Annotated in this window: 12 protein-coding genes; 4 read left to right on the plus strand and 8 right to left on the minus strand. The window is 62.9% G+C overall.

Annotated features, from left to right (window positions below; genetic code table 11):
* Window positions 1–19: 19 nt before the first annotated feature.
* From KAK11_RS02545 to rpmH, 5 genes are all read right to left on the minus strand, one after another.
* On the minus strand, window positions 20–2035 hold the full coding sequence (locus KAK11_RS02545) for a DUF945 family protein (RefSeq protein ID WP_210805817.1): 2016 nt from the start codon (window positions 2033–2035) through the stop codon (window positions 20–22).
* A gap of 381 nt (window positions 2036–2416) precedes the next feature.
* A complete protein-coding gene (gene yidC, locus KAK11_RS02550; protein ID WP_210805819.1) occupies window positions 2417–4084 on the minus strand; it encodes a membrane protein insertase YidC in 1668 nt (555 codons plus the stop codon).
* The gene (gene yidD, locus KAK11_RS02555; protein WP_210806633.1) at window positions 4081–4404 is read right to left on the minus strand and encodes a membrane protein insertion efficiency factor YidD; all 324 of its coding nucleotides are present in this window, start codon (window positions 4402–4404) and stop codon (window positions 4081–4083) included. The genes yidC and yidD overlap by 4 nt, the downstream gene beginning before the upstream one ends.
* Before the next feature lie 25 nt (window positions 4405–4429).
* Window positions 4430–4828, minus strand: a complete 399-nt coding sequence (locus tag KAK11_RS02560) for a ribonuclease P protein component (RefSeq protein WP_375140660.1) — start codon at window positions 4826–4828, stop codon at window positions 4430–4432.
* Between the two features lie 169 nt (window positions 4829–4997).
* Complete coding sequence (rpmH, locus tag KAK11_RS02565; protein ID WP_210805824.1) at window positions 4998–5135, minus strand: 50S ribosomal protein L34; 138 nt, start codon at window positions 5133–5135, stop codon at window positions 4998–5000.
* A gap of 379 nt (window positions 5136–5514) precedes the next feature.
* Here rpmH and dnaA point away from each other — a divergent pair, with 379 nt between their 5' ends.
* The 4 genes from dnaA (at window position 5515) to KAK11_RS02585 (ending at window position 11279) form a co-directional block, all read left to right on the plus strand.
* Window positions 5515–6996 (plus strand): chromosomal replication initiator protein DnaA, encoded by a 1482-nt coding sequence (gene dnaA / locus KAK11_RS02570; protein ID WP_210805826.1) that lies wholly within the window; start codon window positions 5515–5517, stop codon window positions 6994–6996.
* Window positions 6997–7104: 108 nt separating this feature from the next.
* A complete protein-coding gene (dnaN, locus tag KAK11_RS02575) occupies window positions 7105–8223 on the plus strand; it encodes a DNA polymerase III subunit beta (RefSeq protein WP_210805828.1) in 1119 nt (372 codons plus the stop codon).
* Between the two features lie 108 nt (window positions 8224–8331).
* On the plus strand, window positions 8332–10932 hold the full coding sequence (gene gyrB / locus KAK11_RS02580) for a DNA topoisomerase (ATP-hydrolyzing) subunit B (RefSeq protein WP_210805830.1): 2601 nt from the start codon (window positions 8332–8334) through the stop codon (window positions 10930–10932).
* A gap of 32 nt (window positions 10933–10964) precedes the next feature.
* Window positions 10965–11279 carry a nucleotidyltransferase family protein gene (locus KAK11_RS02585; RefSeq protein ID WP_210805832.1) on the plus strand — a complete coding sequence of 105 codons (315 nt, stop codon included), beginning with the start codon at window positions 10965–10967 and terminating at the stop codon, window positions 11277–11279.
* A 21-nt stretch (window positions 11280–11300) separates the two neighbouring features.
* Here KAK11_RS02585 and KAK11_RS02590 read toward each other — a convergent pair whose 3' ends face one another.
* From KAK11_RS02590 to KAK11_RS02600, 3 genes are read right to left on the minus strand one after another with little or no spacing between them, the layout of a single operon-like run.
* The gene (locus KAK11_RS02590) at window positions 11301–14537 is read right to left on the minus strand and encodes a type I restriction endonuclease subunit R (protein ID WP_210805834.1); all 3237 of its coding nucleotides are present in this window, start codon (window positions 14535–14537) and stop codon (window positions 11301–11303) included.
* Window positions 14534–16021, minus strand: coding sequence for a DUF8451 domain-containing protein (locus KAK11_RS02595; RefSeq protein ID WP_210805836.1), 1488 nt, complete (start codon window positions 16019–16021; stop codon window positions 14534–14536). The genes KAK11_RS02590 and KAK11_RS02595 overlap by 4 nt, the downstream gene beginning before the upstream one ends.
* The gene (locus KAK11_RS02600) at window positions 16021–16164 is read right to left on the minus strand and encodes a hypothetical protein (RefSeq protein ID WP_210805838.1); all 144 of its coding nucleotides are present in this window, start codon (window positions 16162–16164) and stop codon (window positions 16021–16023) included. Before KAK11_RS02600 ends, KAK11_RS02595 begins: the two co-directional genes overlap by 1 nt.
* Window positions 16165–16219: the final 55 nt, after the last annotated feature.

Genomic DNA, 16219 nt, shown 5'->3' on the forward strand with positions numbered 1-16219 from the left:
GTCCGCTATCGCGCTGTGCTCAGAGGGCCGCCACCGGTTGCGCGGCCATCGCCGCAGCGGCCACCTTGGCCATGTGGGTGTAGAGCGCGTTGAGCAGCGGGTTGGTTTCCTTGGCGGCGCGGTCTTGGTAGTAGGCCAGCGACTTCTCGCGGTTGCCCGACCATTGGAAGGAGATCCACAGCGCCGCTTTCGCGTCCTCGGCCTTGCCGCCCAAGGCCAGGGATTCGGCAAACGGCGTCCAGGTCGAGGTACGCCGGGGGTCGAGCACCAATGCGGCTTGGAGCACGTTTTGCGCCTCGCCCGCTTGGCCGGCCTTCACCAGGGCAAAGCCCAGGTTGCCGGCGATCTCCACATCCCGCGGGTTCTCTTTTTGCGCTTGGCGCAGTTGGGCCACCGCTCCCGCAAAGTCTTCCTTCTTCAAGGCCTCCAAGGCGGCGGTGTTGAGCTGACGGGCGACAGCCTTGTTGCCCAGGTCTGGCTTGGGCAAGGCGTCAATGCGGCTGGCAATCTTGCGCACGCCTTCCACGTCATTGGCCTTGGCAGCGGCCAGGCTTTGGGCGACGCAGGCATTCAGGGTGTCGCATTCCGCCGCGGCCGCAGGTGCGGGAGCAGGCGCCGTGGCCGTTGGTGCGGCGGGCGCCTCGGCGGGTGCAGCAGCGGAGGGCGCTTGGGCGGGCGCTTCGGCGATCACTTCTTCTTTGGGCTCGGGCGCTTGCGCAGGGGCCTTGGCCACTTTGGTGTGCGAGCCCAGCGTCTCCATCGCAAGCGCAATGGCTTGGTCTGCATTGCGCAGCGCGGCCTGGAAGCCCGAAGCGTCGATAGAGCGGCCATTGAGCTTGAGCAGGCCGTCTGCGTACTCAAAGCTGGCGCGCAGGCCATCGCCTTGTTCCACGGCCGCACCCAGGCCCACGGCCATCTTGCGCTGCTCGTCCGTCAAGGCCTGGCCGCCTACATCTAAGCGGCCGCTGGACTTGAGCTGTGCTTCCAGCGAAGGCTTGCCGCCCTTGGCCGCTTGCACCTCCACCAGCAGCTCGCCGTCGATCTTGCCGTCCTTGGCCTTGCCCTTGAGCGTGGGAATGCCCATGCTGAAGCCCTTGGTCAGCACCGTGTTCAGGGCGTCGCCCAGGCGCTTGCTTTCGTCGGCGGTCAGCGCGTCCAGGCCGCAGCTCGCATCAAACAGGGTGCTGATGGTTTCAATGCTCTTGGTGTCCAGGCCCTTGATGGCCATCTCCAAAGCCATGTCGGAGAGCACCTGGCCCTTGGCTTCGATCTTCTTGATCGAGGGCGTGAAGGTGAAGTCCAGCCTATCCCCTTTTTCCGTGGCTTTGGAACTCAGCTCAAAGCCCTCCATGGTGCCGGCGCTGGTGCTGACATGGGCCATCGCAAAGCGGGCGCTGCCGGTGCCCAAGAAGCGGTTGTCCAGGTCTACGTCCAGCACGATGTCTTTGACTTCAACGGCCTCGCCGCTGCTGCGCACGACGGCGCGCTCCATCTTCCAGCCAAAGCCCAGCGCCTTGTCTTTGACGCGCAGAAAGCCGGTCGACGGCGTGATCTGCACCGACTCGCGTGACTTGCGCATCGCCACCTCGGGCAGCTTCATGTCGGTGTAGATCGCGCCCGTCATGCCCACCGAGCCGGCCCCGCTCAAGGCATTGGCGGCGCCAAACAGCTCCTTGAAGGCATCGGCCGTGTCACCTTGTGGCGTGGCCTGCCAGTCAAATCGCGCCGCACCGGTCGGCAAAGGGAGATGCGCCAGGGTGTAGGCCACCTTGACGACCAGTTTTTCGTCCTCACCCACGTCGGCAGCACAGCCCGGTGTGAAGCTGACCTCGGCCTCGCCCTTGGAGCTGAGCAGCCCGCGCTCGTGCTTGAGCTGGGTGATCTTCCAGGCCGTGCCCGGCTTCTGTGGCGCCGTGTGCAGTGCTTTCAAGGCATCTTCGGCCTTCATGCCGGCCCACACACCACTGCCGACCCAAGCCGCCCCAGCGACCACCGCCACGCCGCCCAAGGCGGCCAAAGATTTCGACATTGCCATGCGAGCACTCCTTCTATCGCCAAACGAATCAGATGCATCTGCTTACGTCCGGCCGGCGGGAAAGATAAGGGGTGTCGGTGCGAAATATGAAAAAAATGACACTGCGGCCGGATTTTGAGCAGGCGGCATGCGGCAAATGGCGCGGAGGGAGGGTGGCGGTGCGTGGCTTCATCACCTGACGGCCGCGCACCCTCCTGGCGGGCCAACAACCTCAGTGGGAGGGGTTGAGCCGACCAATTCCCCGCATAGAAACGGCGGGCCTTGTGCGGGCCCTGAGCACTTTGTCGGCCGCCTGGCCGGCCAATTGAGCGCCTAGACCCTAGCAAAAACCCCCGGTGCCTGGGGGCAGCCGGGGGTTTGCGGTGGGGGGCCGAGGGACGATCAGCTCACGCCCATCTGCCGGTTGATCATCCACTGCTGGGCAATGGACAGCAGGTTATTCACCAGCCAGTACAGCACCAAGCCGGCCGGGAAGAAGAAGAACATGAAGCTGAACATCAAGGGCATCAGCCACATCATCTTGGCCTGCAGCGGGTCTGCCGGAGCGGGCTGCAGCCAAACCTGCAGCAAGCTGGAGAGCGTCATCAAGATGGGCAGGATGAAGTACGGATCTTTGGCCGACAGGTCGGTGATCCAGCCCACCCAAGGCGCGCCACGCATCTCCACGGTGGACAGCAGCACCCAGTAGAGCGCGATGAAGAAAGGCATCTGCACAAAGATAGGCAGGCAGCCGCCAATCGGGTTGACCTTTTCTTCGCGGTAGATGCGCATCATTTCTTGCTGCATCTCCTGGGGCTTGTCCTTCAGGCGCTCACGCAGCTCCATGATGCGCGGGTTGACCGCCTTCATCTTGGCCATGGACTTGTAGGCATTGGCATTCAGCCAGTAGAAGGCTGCCTTCAGCAAGACCACCAGGGCCACAATCGACCAGCCCCAGTTGCCCAGCACGCTGTGCAGCCAGTGCAACACGGCAAACATCGGCTTGGCCAAGATGGTGAACCAGCCGTAGTCCTTCACCAATTCCAGCCCAGGGGCCAGGGCGGCGAGCTTCTTTTCTTCTTGTGGGCCGACATAGAGCGTGGACTCATGGGCCTTGGTCGCCCCCGGCGCAATGGCGCCCAGGTCTTGCAACATGGCCACTTCATACAAATTGGGCACGCTGGGGTGCTTGCGGCTGGCGAACTCGCGCGGCGAGCCTGGGGCCACCAACCATGCCGAGGTGAAGTAGTGCTGCACCATCGCCACCCAGCCATCGTTGGAGCTGGTGTTGTGGCCGGGCTTGTCATTCGGAGCACGCTTCTCGATGTCCTTGAACTCCACCTTCTCGAACTTCTTCTCGTCGGTATAGACCGCCGGGCCCGTGAAGGTGAAATAGAACGCCGACTCACCCGCCGGGGCATTGCCGTCGCGCTGCAACTGCAAATACAAACGCGGCTGCACGGGCGCTGCACCCACGTTCACCACCTCGTGCTTGACGCCCACGGTGTACTGGCCGCGCTTGAAGGTGTAGGTCTTGACCAGCTTCACGCCGCCGACTTCGGGCGACTCAAAACGCACCACCACCTCGTTGGCGCCGTCCTTGAGCGTGCGCTCGCCGGGCTGGGCCGTCATCACGGTGAAGTGGTTCGGCAGCGCAGCGCCACCGGCCACGGCCGAGATCAGACCGGTCTGTGCCAAGTAGGTGCGCTCAGCGCTGGTGTCCATCAGCACGGTGTTGCGCTTGGGGTCAACGCTGTCGGGGTAGCCCAGCAGCTCGGCGCGACGCATGTCGCCGCCCTTACCGTCCAGGGTGACCTTCAGCACATCGGTGCTGACGACGATCTGCTCCGCTGGCTGGCCAGCAGGAGCCGTAGGCTGAGCGGCGGCCGTGGCACCCCCTGCGGCGGCCACGCCTGCAGCAGAGCCGGCGGCTGCTGCGCCGCTGGCCGCCTTGGCCACCGGAGCACCAAAAAGGGTGGGCTGGCCGGTGTGGCGGTTCCACCCGTCCCACAACATGATGAGTGACATCGTGAACACCACCCACAAAAGGGTGCGGCGCATATCGGTCATGGCTTGGGCCTGGAAAAAGAAGTCTGAAGATCGTTGCTGGGCTCAGGCTCAGCCACCACAGGGCGGCTGGCATGGGCCAGCAGGTGAGAGAACAAACGCGGGCGCTGGGTGGGCACATCGTCGCGCCCGCCATTGCACCAGGGGTGACAGCGCAGCAAACGCGCGGCCGTCAGGTAGCTGCCCGCCAAGGCGCCGTGCTGCTCCAACGCCTGCAGGGCATAGCGAGAGCAGGTGGGCTCGAAGCGGCAAGCGCTGCCCAGCCAGGGGCTGAGGAAAAAGCGATAGCCACGCACCGGCAGCGCGACCAGCCGACGCGGCAGGTCACGCCATGCCAATGTGCTGGGCTCAGGACGCGGCGACATCGGTCGGTGCACCCGCCGAGGCTGCTTTCGCTTTGCCACGACCACCCCAAGGCTTGCGCCCCGAGCTGGGCGGCAGCGGCGAATGCGCAGCGCGGTGGAACAAGGTGGTCAATTCCTCACGCGCAAGCGCGCGCAGCGCGGCCGAAGCAGCGCTGGGAAACTGTTGCCGATCAAACGGCGCCCGCAAGCGAACCACCCACAAACCTGCAGGTAGTTCAGAGGCATGCAAAGCCATGGCGGCTCTCACCTGACGCTTGATCAGCGTGCGAGTGACCGCACGCTTGGCGTGCCGCTTGGGCACCACCAAACCCAACCATTGACCTGCATCATCCACAGCAGGGGTGCTGACGGGCAGCTCGCCTGTGGATAACTCGGGGGACAACTGCGGGAAAACCGGTGAATCAGCCGCCTTCGCCGCCACTGGGCCAGCCCGCGAGGGCACGCCAGCCAAATAGTGAACAGCGAAGTGAGTGCTCTTTGACCGCTGATGTGCGGACAGCACCCGTTCGAAATCGGCCGGACGCACGATGCGGCCGATCATGACGCGAAGGTCAGACCTGCGACAGCTTCTTGCGGCCCTTGGCGCGGCGCGCGGCGATCACAGCACGGCCACCACGGGTCTTCATGCGGACGAGGAAGCCGTGCGTACGGGCGCGGCGGACCTTGGAAGGCTGATAGGTGCGCTTCATGGTTCTAGTACCTTGAAAGAAAATAGGGAACAGGTGTGGCCAACAACAGGCCCACCCCACCCGAGCACAGCGACGAAGACCCTAGTCCTTGCACCCGCACTGCCAAAAGCCAAAGCCTAAAAGCTAAAGCCTTGGCCAGCACACCTGCAAAGCCGAACCCCTGCCAGGGCTCAAGCGTCAAAGCTAAGCCCTCCCGCGCTCCGGGAAACCCACTATTAAAGCAAATTCTGGCCGGCCGGTCAAACAGCTGTGAACTGGGGGCTACTTTGGCAACCATTGTTAAACCGACTTGACCTGCGGCCAAAAACTGTGGATAACCTCGTCCTGGGAGGCGCAAACCGCGCATAGAATCCGCCCGCTCTAAAAGAACTTGTCCACAATGAGCCTAGACCTCTGGCAGGGTGCTTGCGACCGACTCGCAGCCGAACTGCCTGAACAGCAATTTCTCACCTGGATCCGCCCACTGCCCCCGGCCGACATCTCTGATGCCGGCGCCGAGGGCTTGGTGGCCTGCGTGCGCGTGCCCAATCGATTCAAGCTCGACTGGATACGCTCGCAGTACAGCCCCCGCATTGAGGCGGTGCTGGGTGAACTCGCCGGCAAGCCGGTGCGCCTCGAGCTGGCCCTCGCCCCGCGCGAGGCCCCGGCCAACGCGGGCGTGCGCCCGCTGCCCAGCCGCCCCCACAGCGCCGCCCGCGTGCTGGCCAATGCCATGGCCGTGGCCAGCCAACAAGCCGTGCCGGTGCCCAGCCAAGCCAGTCAGGGTGGCAGCGAGCCCCCGACCGAGGACGCTGCCGAGCCCGCCCGCAGTGGCACCTTGCCGCAAGCCCCGGTGACCAACCGCCACCGCCTCAACCCGGTGCTGACCTTCGACACCCTGGTGGCGGGCCGTGCCAACCAAATGGCCCGCACTGCGGCCTTGCATGTGGCCGGTGCGCCCGGCGCCATGTACAACCCGCTGTTCATTTACGGCGGTGTGGGCCTGGGCAAGACCCACTTGGTGCATGCCGTGGGCAACCAACTGCTCAAAGACAACCCCAATGCCCGCGTGCTTTACCTGCATGCCGAGCAATTCATCTCCGACGTCGTCAAGAACTACCAGCGCAAAACCTTTGACGAGCTCAAGGCCAAGTACCACCAGCTCGACCTGCTGCTGATCGACGATGTGCAGTTCTTTGCCGGCAAAGAGCGCACCCAAGAAGAGTTCTTCAACGCCTTTGAAGCCCTGCTGGCCAAGAAGGCGCACATCATCATGACCAGCGACACCTACCCCAAGGGGCTGGTGGACATTGATGAGCGCCTGACCAGCCGCTTTGATAGCGGCCTGACCGTGGCCATTGAGCCGCCCGAGCTGGAAATGCGGGTGGCGATCTTGCTCTCCAAGGCCAAGGCCGAGGGCACACCCCTGCCCGAAGACGTGGCGTTTTTTGTGGCCAAGAACGTGCGCGCCAATGTGCGCGAGCTCGAAGGCGCACTGCGCAAAGTGCTGGCCTACGCCAAGTTCAGCCACAAAGAGATCACCATCCACCTGGCCCGCGAGGCCCTCAAAGACCTGCTGTCCATCCAGAACCGGCAGATCTCGGTGGAGAACATCCAAAAGACGGTGGCCGACTTCTACAAGATCAAAGTCGCCGACATGTACAGCAAAAAGCGCCCCGCCAGCATCGCCCGGCCGCGCCAAATTGCCATGTATCTGGCCAAGGAGCTGACCCAAAAAAGCCTGCCCGAAATTGGCGAGCTCTTTGGCGGCCGCGACCACACCACCGTGCTGCACGCCGTGCGCAAGATCGGTGGCGAGCGCCAGAAAAACACCGAGCTGAACCAGCAGTTGCATGTGCTGGAACAAACTTTGAAAGGCTAGTGCTGGCCTGGCCCGACCGGCCCAGCACGCGCTGGCGTCAGGTCGGCGTAAATCCTTGAAAAAACAAGCGAAAATGTCTTTTCGCAACAACCAGCGATTGAGGACGACATGATTGTTCTGAAAGCCCCGCAACAAGACCTGCTCGGTGCCCTGCAAGCGGTGGCCGGCATTGTGGAGCGGCGCCATACCCTGCCCATCCTCGCCAATGTGCTGATGCGCAAGACTGGCGAGAACATCGAGCTCACGACCTCTGACCTGGAGATCCAGGTGCGCACCAATGCCACCTTGGGCGGCGACAGCGGCACCTTCAGCACCACGGTGGGCGCGCGCAAGCTCATCGACATCCTCAAGACCCTGCCGGCCGACCAAATCGTCAGCCTCAGCGCCAATGCCTCCAAGCTCACGCTGCAAGGCGGCAAGAGCCGCTTCACGCTGCAAACCCTGCCGCCTGAGGACTACCCCCTGGTGAATGAGGCGGTGGATTTTGGCCCCGCCTTCAGCGTGCCGCAAAAAACGCTGAAGAGCCTGATCGACCAGGTCCACATCGCGATGGCGGTGCACGACATTCGCTACTACCTCAACGGCATCTTGTTTGTGGCTGAGGGCAAGACCCTGACCCTGGTGGCCACTGACGGCAGCCGCCTGGCCCTGGCGCAAGCCGAACTCGAAGCCGACATCCCCAAGCAAGAGGTGATCTTGCCGCGCAAGACGGTGCTGGAGTTGATGCGCTTGCTCAAAGACGGCAAGAGCGGTGCGGACGACCAGATCGAAATGCGCTTTGCCGGCAACCAGGCCAAGTTCATCTTCAGTGGCATGGAGTTTGTGACCAAGCTGGTCGAGGGCAAGTACCCCGACTACAACCGCGTCATCCCCAAGAACCACCAGAACATCATCACCCTGGGCCGCCAAACCCTGCTGTCCAGCCTGCAGCGCGCCGCCATCTTGACGAGCGAAAAGTTCAAGGGCGTGCGCGTCAACGTGGACCCCGGCGTCTTGCGCATTGCCTCCAGCAACGCCGAGCAAGAAGAGGCCAAAGAAGAGATCGAGATCGACTACGACGGCCCGGCCATCGAGATCGGCTTCAACGTCACCTACCTGATGGACGCCCTTGCCAACATCAGCCAAGAGATGGTGCGGCTGGAGCTGCATGACGGCGCCTCGGCCGCGCTGATCACCGTGCCCGAGCAATCCGGCTTCAAGTATGTGGTGATGCCGATGCGCATTTGATGCCCATCCCCTTGATCTGAACGTAGCGGGCCCTTTGAGCCCGCTTCGCTGTTTCAAAAGGGCCGCTTTTTGCATCCGCCAAAGCGCCCAAACGCAGAGATAGACCCCATGAGTGACTCCCAGAACCCCTCGCAAAACCCTGCTGGCCAGCCCGGCGATGACGGCGTGACCCGCCGCGAGGTGCCCTCTGCAGAAGGCCAGGCCGCCTCCACCGGCAACGAAGCCAGCGCCGCCTACGGCGAAGGCAGCATCCAGATCCTGGAAGGCCTGGAGGCCGTGCGCAAGCGCCCCGGCATGTACATCGGCGACACGTCAGATGGCACCGGCCTGCACCACCTCGTCTTCGAAGTGGTGGACAACTCCATCGACGAGGCCCTGGCCGGCCACTGCGACGACATCGTCGTCACCATCCACACCGACAACTCCATCAGCGTCACCGACAACGGCCGCGGCATCCCCACCGGCGTGAAGATGGACGACAAGCACGAGCCCAAGCGCAGTGCGGCTGAAATTGCCCTGACCGAGCTGCACGCCGGCGGCAAGTTCAACCAGAACAGCTACAAGGTCTCGGGCGGCCTGCACGGCGTGGGCGTGTCCTGCGTGAACGGCCTCTCAAAGTGGCTGCGCCTGGTGGTGCGGCGCGACGGCAAAGTCCACCAAATCGACTTCAAGCAAGGCGTGCCGCAAGACCGCGTGCTGGAAGAGCGCGACGGCGTGATGACCAGCCCCATGCGCATCACCGGGGACACCGAGAAGCGCGGCACCGAAGTGCACTTCTTGCCCGACACCGAGATCTTCAAAGAGAACAACGAGTTCCACTACGACATCCTGGCCAAGCGCCTGCGTGAACTCTCCTTCCTGAACAACGGCGTCAAGATCCGCCTGATCGACGAGCGCAACCAGAAGGAAGACAACTTCGCCTATGCCGGTGGCGTCAAAGGCTTTGTCGAGTTTGTGAACAAGGGCAAGAAGACACTGCACCCCAACATCTTCCATGCCGTGGGCGACAAGGTCTCCGAGCAAGGCACCAATGTGGGCGTGGAAGTCGCCATGCAGTGGAACGACTCCTTCAGCGAGAACGTCCTCTGTTTCACCAACAACATCCCCCAGCGTGACGGCGGCACCCACCTGACCGGCCTGCGCGCCGCGATGACCCGCGTCATCAACAAGTACATCGAAGACAACGAGCTGGCCAAAAAGGCCAAGGTCGACGTCAGCGGCGACGACATGCGCGAAGGCCTGGCCTGCGTGGTCAGTGTCAAGGTGCCTGAGCCCAAGTTCAGCAGCCAGACCAAAGACAAGCTGGTCAGCTCTGAAGTGCGCGCGCCGGTGGAAGACATCGTCAGCCGCCTGCTGACCGACTGGCTGCTGGAGAACCCCAACGACGCCAAGATCATCTGCAGCAAGATTGTGGATGCCGCCCGCGCCCGCGAAGCCGCCCGCAAGGCTCGTGAAATGACCCGCCGCAAAGGCGTGCTCGACGGCATGGGCCTTCCCGGCAAGCTGGCCGACTGCCAAGAAAAAGACCCCGCGCTGTGCGAAATCTACATCGTGGAGGGTGACTCCGCCGGTGGCTCTGCCAAGCAAGGCCGCGACCGTAAGTTCCAAGCCATCTTGCCCCTGCGCGGCAAGATCTTGAACGTCGAGAAAGCCCGCTACGAAAAGCTCTTGACCAGCAACGAAATTCTCACGCTGATCACCGCCTTGGGCACCGGCATTGGCAAGGGCATGGGGGGCGACGACTTCAACCCCGACAAACTGCGTTACCACCGCATCATCATCATGACCGACGCGGACGTGGACGGCGCCCACATCCGCACCCTGCTGCTGACCTTCTTCTACCGCCAGATGCCCGACTTGGTCGAGCGTGGCCATATCTACATTGCCCAGCCGCCGCTCTACAAGGTCAAGCAAGGCAAGCACGAGCAATACCTGAAAGACGGCAATGAGCTGGACGCCTACCTGATGCGCGTGGCCCTGGACGGCGCCGCCATTGAGCCGGGCGAAGGCCGCCCCGTGCTGCAAGGCGAGCAGCTCAACGAGCTGGCCCGCGCCTACGTCACCGCCACCAGCGTCATCAACCGCCTCTCCAACTGGATGGACGTGGAAGCCCTGCGCGCCATCTCCGACGGCCTGACCCTGAACCTCGACAACGCCGAGGCCGCCGCCAGCAGCGCCAGCGCGCTGAAGGCCGCCCTGCTGCAGATTGGCAGCACCGCCGACGTGGACGCCGTGTTTGACGAGCGCACCGACAAGCACCTGCTGCGCATCAGCCGCCGCCACCACGGCAACATCAAGAGCAGCGTCATCACCCCCGACTTTGTGCACGGCGGCGACTATGAAGCGCTGGCCACCGCAGGCCGCACCTTCAAGGGCCTGCTGAGCAACGACGCCGTGGTCAAACGCGGCGAAGGCGACAAGCAAAAAGAAAGCGCCTGCGGCAACGACTTCCGCGCCGCCATGGCCTGGCTCATGACCCAAGCCGAAAACGCCGTGGGCCGCCAGCGCTACAAAGGCCTGGGCGAAATGAACCCCAGCCAGCTCTGGGAAACCACCATGGACCCCACCGTGCGCCGCCTGCTGCGCGTGCAGATCGAAGACGCCATCGAAGCCGACAAAGTCTTCACCATGCTCATGGGCGACGAGGTGGAGCCGCGTCGGGACTTTATTGAGACGAATGCGTTGAGGGCGGCGAATATCGACGCTTGACGAATTCCCTGGCTGCAGCTTGAATCCAGGGCATGGCCTTACCCCAATTCGTTCCGGACCGCCGACCCGAGCTGGCACTGCTGTGCCAGCGCCACGGCGCGCGCCGACTCGAATTGTTTGGCTCGGCCACGCGTGCTGATTTCTCGCCTGAGCGCAGCGACCTGGATTTCATCGTCACCTTCGATGAGTTGCCCATAGAGCGCGCCGCTGACGCCTTCTTCACCCTGAAAGACGGGTTGGAAACCATGTTCCAGCGCCCCGTTGATTTGCTGACCGAACACGCACTGCGCAACCCGTATTTGCGCCAGCGGGTCGATGCGGAGCGGGTGACGGTCTATGGTGCCTGAGCTGCCCGGCAGGACCGTGCCCTAGCTCACCCACTCATCCCCAATCGTTTCGGCCTGCTCTAGCACCAGCTCCACCGCAGCGTCCGCTGCATCGGGCGGGTACTTATACTTGCGCAAGATGCGCTTGACCATCAAGCGCAGCTTGGCCCGCACGCTCTCGCGCTGAGACCAATCCACGCTGATGTTTTGGCGCAGGCTGGTCGTCAGTTCGTGGGCGATCTTCTTCAGGGTCTCGTCGCTCAGCTCCCGCACGGCGGATTCATTGGTGGCCAGCGCGTCGTAGAACTTCACCTCGTCGTCGCTCAGGCCCAGGGTCTCGCCGCGTGCTGCCGCCTCGCGGAACTTCTTGGCCATCTCCACCAACTCTTCCATCACCTGCGCGGTCTCGATGGAGCGGTTCTGGTAGCGCTTGATCACGTTGCTCAGCAGCTCTGAGAACTTGCGCTCCTGCACCACATTGCTGGCAAAGCGCGTCTTGATCTCGCCTTCCAAAAGGCGCTCCAGCAGTTCCACCGCCAGGTTGCGTTCGGGCAGGTTCTTCACCTGCGCCAAGAACTCATCGTCCAGCAGGCCGATGTTGGGCTTGTCCAGGCCCACGGCGTCGAAGATGTCCACCACGCTGTCTGACACTACGGCCGAGCTGATGATCTGGCGAATGGCCAGCTCACGTTGCTCGTTGGTCTTCTTCTGCTGGGTGATGTCCTTTTTGGTCAGGATCACCTTCACCGCCTGCATGAAGGCCACTTCCTCGCGCACCGCCTTGGCCTCATCCAAGGTGCAGCACAGGCTGAAGGCGCGGCTCAAGGCCAGTGCGGTGTCGGCAAAGCGCTTTTTGCCGTCGCGCTGGCCCTCCGTCTTGAGGCCCAGCACATGGTTAGCGGCCCCGGCCAGCACCTTGTGGCCACCCGTGAGAAAGCCGCTGTAGTCAAAGCCATGCAGCATGGCTCGCAGCACGTCTAACTTCTCGGCCAGCAGGGCATAGGCTTCGTGGGCGTCTACCGTCGGGCGGCCCCGGCCTTTGCTGGCGGTGTATTCCTTCATCGCCTCCTTCAGCTCATTGCCAATGCCGATGTAGTCCACCACCAGGCCGCCCTGCTTGTCTTTGAACACGCGGTTCACCCGCGCAATGGCCTGCATCAAGTTGTGGCCCTTCATGGGCTTGTCCACATACAGCGTGTGTACGCAAGGCGCGTCAAAGCCGGTCAGCCACATGTCCCGCACGATCACCAAGCGCAGCGGGTCGGCGGGGTTCTTGAAGCGCTTCTCCAACCGCTTTTTGACTTGGCTGCTGTAGATGTGCGGGCGCAGCAGTGCTTTGTCACTGGCCGAGCCCGTCATGATGATCTTGACGGCGCCTTTCTCGGGGTCCGGGTCATGCCAGTCGGGCCGCAGCTTGATGATCTCGTCATACAGGTGCACGCAGATGTCGCGGCTCATGGCCACCATCATGGCCTTGCCGGTTTGGGCTTGGTTGCGGGCTTCAAAGTGCTGCACCAAGTCAGCGGCCACGCTGGCCACACGCGGCGTGGCACCCACCACTTTCTCTAGCGCGGCCCAGCGGCTTTTCAGCTTGGCCTGCGTGCTTTCTTCTTCGTCCTCGGCCAGCTCATCCACCTCATCGTCGATGTGCGGCAGCTCGTCTTCCTTCAGGCTCAGTTTGGCCAAGCGGCTTTCGTAATAGATGGCCACCGTCGCGCCATCTTCCTTGGCCTGCTGCATGTCATAGACATGGATGTAGTCGCCAAACACTGCGCGGGTGTCCCGGTCTTCGCCCGACACCGGCGTGCCGGTGAACGCCACAAAGGTGGCGTTGGGCAGCGCGTCGCGCAGGTGCTGTGCATAGCCCGCTTGGTACTTGTGCACCTCGGCGGCCACGGCTTGCTCCACCGCATACCCCGCTGGGGCAAAGTTGGCGGGCTGGGCCTTGCTCGGCTCGCCGTCCGTGGTCAGCACCGTGGGCTGCACCTCCGCACGGGCTGGCTTGCGCTTGAGCGTCTTGAGCTTGGCTTCAAAGCCATATTGCGTGCGGTGCGCCTCATCGGCGATCACCACAATATTGCTGCGGTCAGAGAGCACCGGAAAGGCGTCTTCATCCTCACCCGGCATGAACTTTTGGATGGTGGCAAACATAATGCCGCCCGAGGGCCGGTTGGCCAGCCGGGCGCGCAGGTCTTGGCGCGTGGCCACTTGCACGGGCTGCTCGCGCAGCAGGTCTTGGGCCAGGCTGAACACGCCAAACAATTGACCGTCCAGGTCATTGCGGTCGGTGATCACCACGATGGTGGGGTTCTCCATCGCAGGCTCTTGCATCACCCGCGCCGCAAAGCAGGTCATGGTGATGCTCTTGCCGCTGCCTTGGGTGTGCCAGACCACACCGCCCTTTCCGCGAACATGGGGCGCGCCCCCTGGGCGCGAGGCCTGCACCACCTGCTCAATGGCAGCGCGCACCGCATGAAACTGGTGGTAGCCCGCAATCTTCTTGACCAGGCCGCCGTCGTCCTCAAACAGCACAAAAAAGCGCAGATAGTCCAGCAGCACGGCGGGGGCCAGCGCCCCACGCACCAGCGTTTCCAGCTCGTTGAACTCGCCCAGCGGGTCCAGCGTGGCGCCGTCAATCGTGCGCCAGCCCATGAAGCGCTCGGCATCTGCCGAGAGCGAGCCCATCAGCGCCTCGGAGCCATCCGACACCACCAGCACCTGGTTGTACTGAAAGACATCCGGGATCTGCGCCTTGTAGGTCTGAAGCTGGTCATAGGCCTTCCAGACATTGGCGTTTTCATCGGCCGGGTTCTTCAGCTCCAGCAGCACCACCGGCAAGCCGTTCAAGAACAAGACGATGTCCGGCCGCCGCGTGTGGTGCGGCCCTTTCAGCGTGAACTGGTTGACCGCCAGCCACTCATTGGCCCCAGCATCTGCCCAATCCACCAGGCGCACAAAGTCACCACGGGTTTCGCCATCCTTTTGATACTGCACCGGCACGCCGCCCACCAGCAGACGATGAAAGTGCCGGTTGGCCGACAGCAGCACCGGCTCGCCCAAGTCTTGCACTTGCTTAAAGGCGTCTTCACGCGCTGGCAGCGGGATGTGCGGGTTCAGCCGGGTGATCGCATCGCGCAGGCGGTGTGGCAGCAGCACTTGGCGGAAGTGCTCACGCTCTGCGGCGGGGCCATCGGGCGCAATGTCATAGCCGCTCAGGTGGGTGTAGCCCTCCTCCACCAGCCAGCCCAGCGCTTCTTGTTCGAGTTGGTCTTCGGTCATGGCAAGACCTCCCACTGCCCACCTTTGTTGGGGCCGACCCGCCGCAGCTTGTTGTCTGCTTTGAGCTTGGCCAGTCGCAGTTCAATGGCCCGCTGGCTGAGACCGAACTGCTCGGCCAGTTGCCGGGCTGTCATGACGGGAGACTGCTTCAGCAAAGCCAAGATGCGTTGAGAGGTTTCTACCGAAGTTTCTACCGAAGTTTCTACCGAAGTTTCGGTGTTCAGGCTGCGTCCCTGCCCCCACCGCATGTCCAGCACCGTGTGCTCATAGGGCTCCAAGCTGTCTTGCAATGCCAGCGCATGCCCGGCCTCAGCCCAGCCGCTGCGAATCTTAGGCACACCTGAACCAGCCCGCTCTCCCAAATTGATCAGCAGGAACATCTGGTGCAAAGTGCGGTTTCGGCAATCGCTGGCACCGCCATGCAAGGCCTGAGCCACTGGCACGCGCATCAGCCCCGGATTGCGGAAGCTGAACCCTGCGGGTGACTTGATCACCAGCACCGAAGCCCTGTCTGAATAGTCGGCATGGATGAGGCAGTTCACCAGTGCCTCCCGCACAGCCTGGTGAATAGGGGTGTCATCCAGACGCACACCGTCTTTCAGCACGAACGGCACCTTCAAATCTGCCGTCAGCTTGCGAATCACTCGTCGGAAAAAGTCATACACATTGCCAGACCAAGTGCCATCCGGCACCACCCTGTCCAACCAACGGGTCGGAGAGTCAGGCTCCGCGCTGCGCTCTTGGTAATCGACAAAGTACAGCGGAAACGCCTCGGGGATGGCCGGCCAGCGGCCAAACATCAACAAGCCCGCCGCCGTCAGCCCCGCCTCTCCAGCAGCACGGTCTTCCCGCCAAGCACCCAGCATCTGCAAAAAGGCTTGGTCGTCCAACGCAATCCATGGGTGTCCAGGCCGGTTCACCGCAAATGCATTGCGATAAGCCTGCAAGCTCTCCGGCTCAAGGTCTTGCAGGCCAAAGCGGTTGAGAATGCGCGTGTCTCGGCTGTCCTCCAGTTGTTCAGCCAGCATACGCTTGACGGTTTCGTCATCACACTGCCGGTCGCCATCGTTCAGCCGCTTGTAGGTGTGACCGAAAGGTTGGCCATTGAGATAAACCGGGCGCTGCTTGCGCGTGGCCTGTGGGATGCGAATACACAGCATCAGCTTGCCATCGATCTGCAGCTCTTGAACGTCCGCATCGGTCAGCAGGTTGATGCTGACCTTGCCCGGGTTGTTCAAGTTGTTGAACAGGTCGGCTCGCACCTTTGCGGGGTTGCGCAATCCAGCCAGGCTGAAGGTTCCCTCCTTCTCCCGCACGCCCAGCAGCACCACACCGCCATGGGCGTTGGCCATGGCGGAGTAGGTGGGCCAGAAATCCTTGGGTAACTCGCCGTGCCCACTCTGCCCATGGGCCAGCTTGCACTCCAACACCTGGGTCTCACGCAGGCGCTGCAAGTCGTCCAGAGAGTGCAACTCCGTCCACATCAGCTCAACTCCCTCACCCGCGGCCGGAACACCTTCTGCCTCGGAAAGGCGGCCTGGGCCAACCAGGGCGTGAACGCCCCGGCCTCATGGGCCCAGGCCTTGCGCAGGGAGATGCGTTCGAGTTTGCCGAGGGGAGCCTTCATAGGGTTGACGCTTTGGATTGATAGGTTGGGGGAAAGCAGGTTAACGAAATCCAGT

Source organism: Ideonella paludis (assembly GCF_018069865.1).
GTDB lineage: Bacteria > Pseudomonadota > Gammaproteobacteria > Burkholderiales > Burkholderiaceae_C > Ideonella > Ideonella paludis.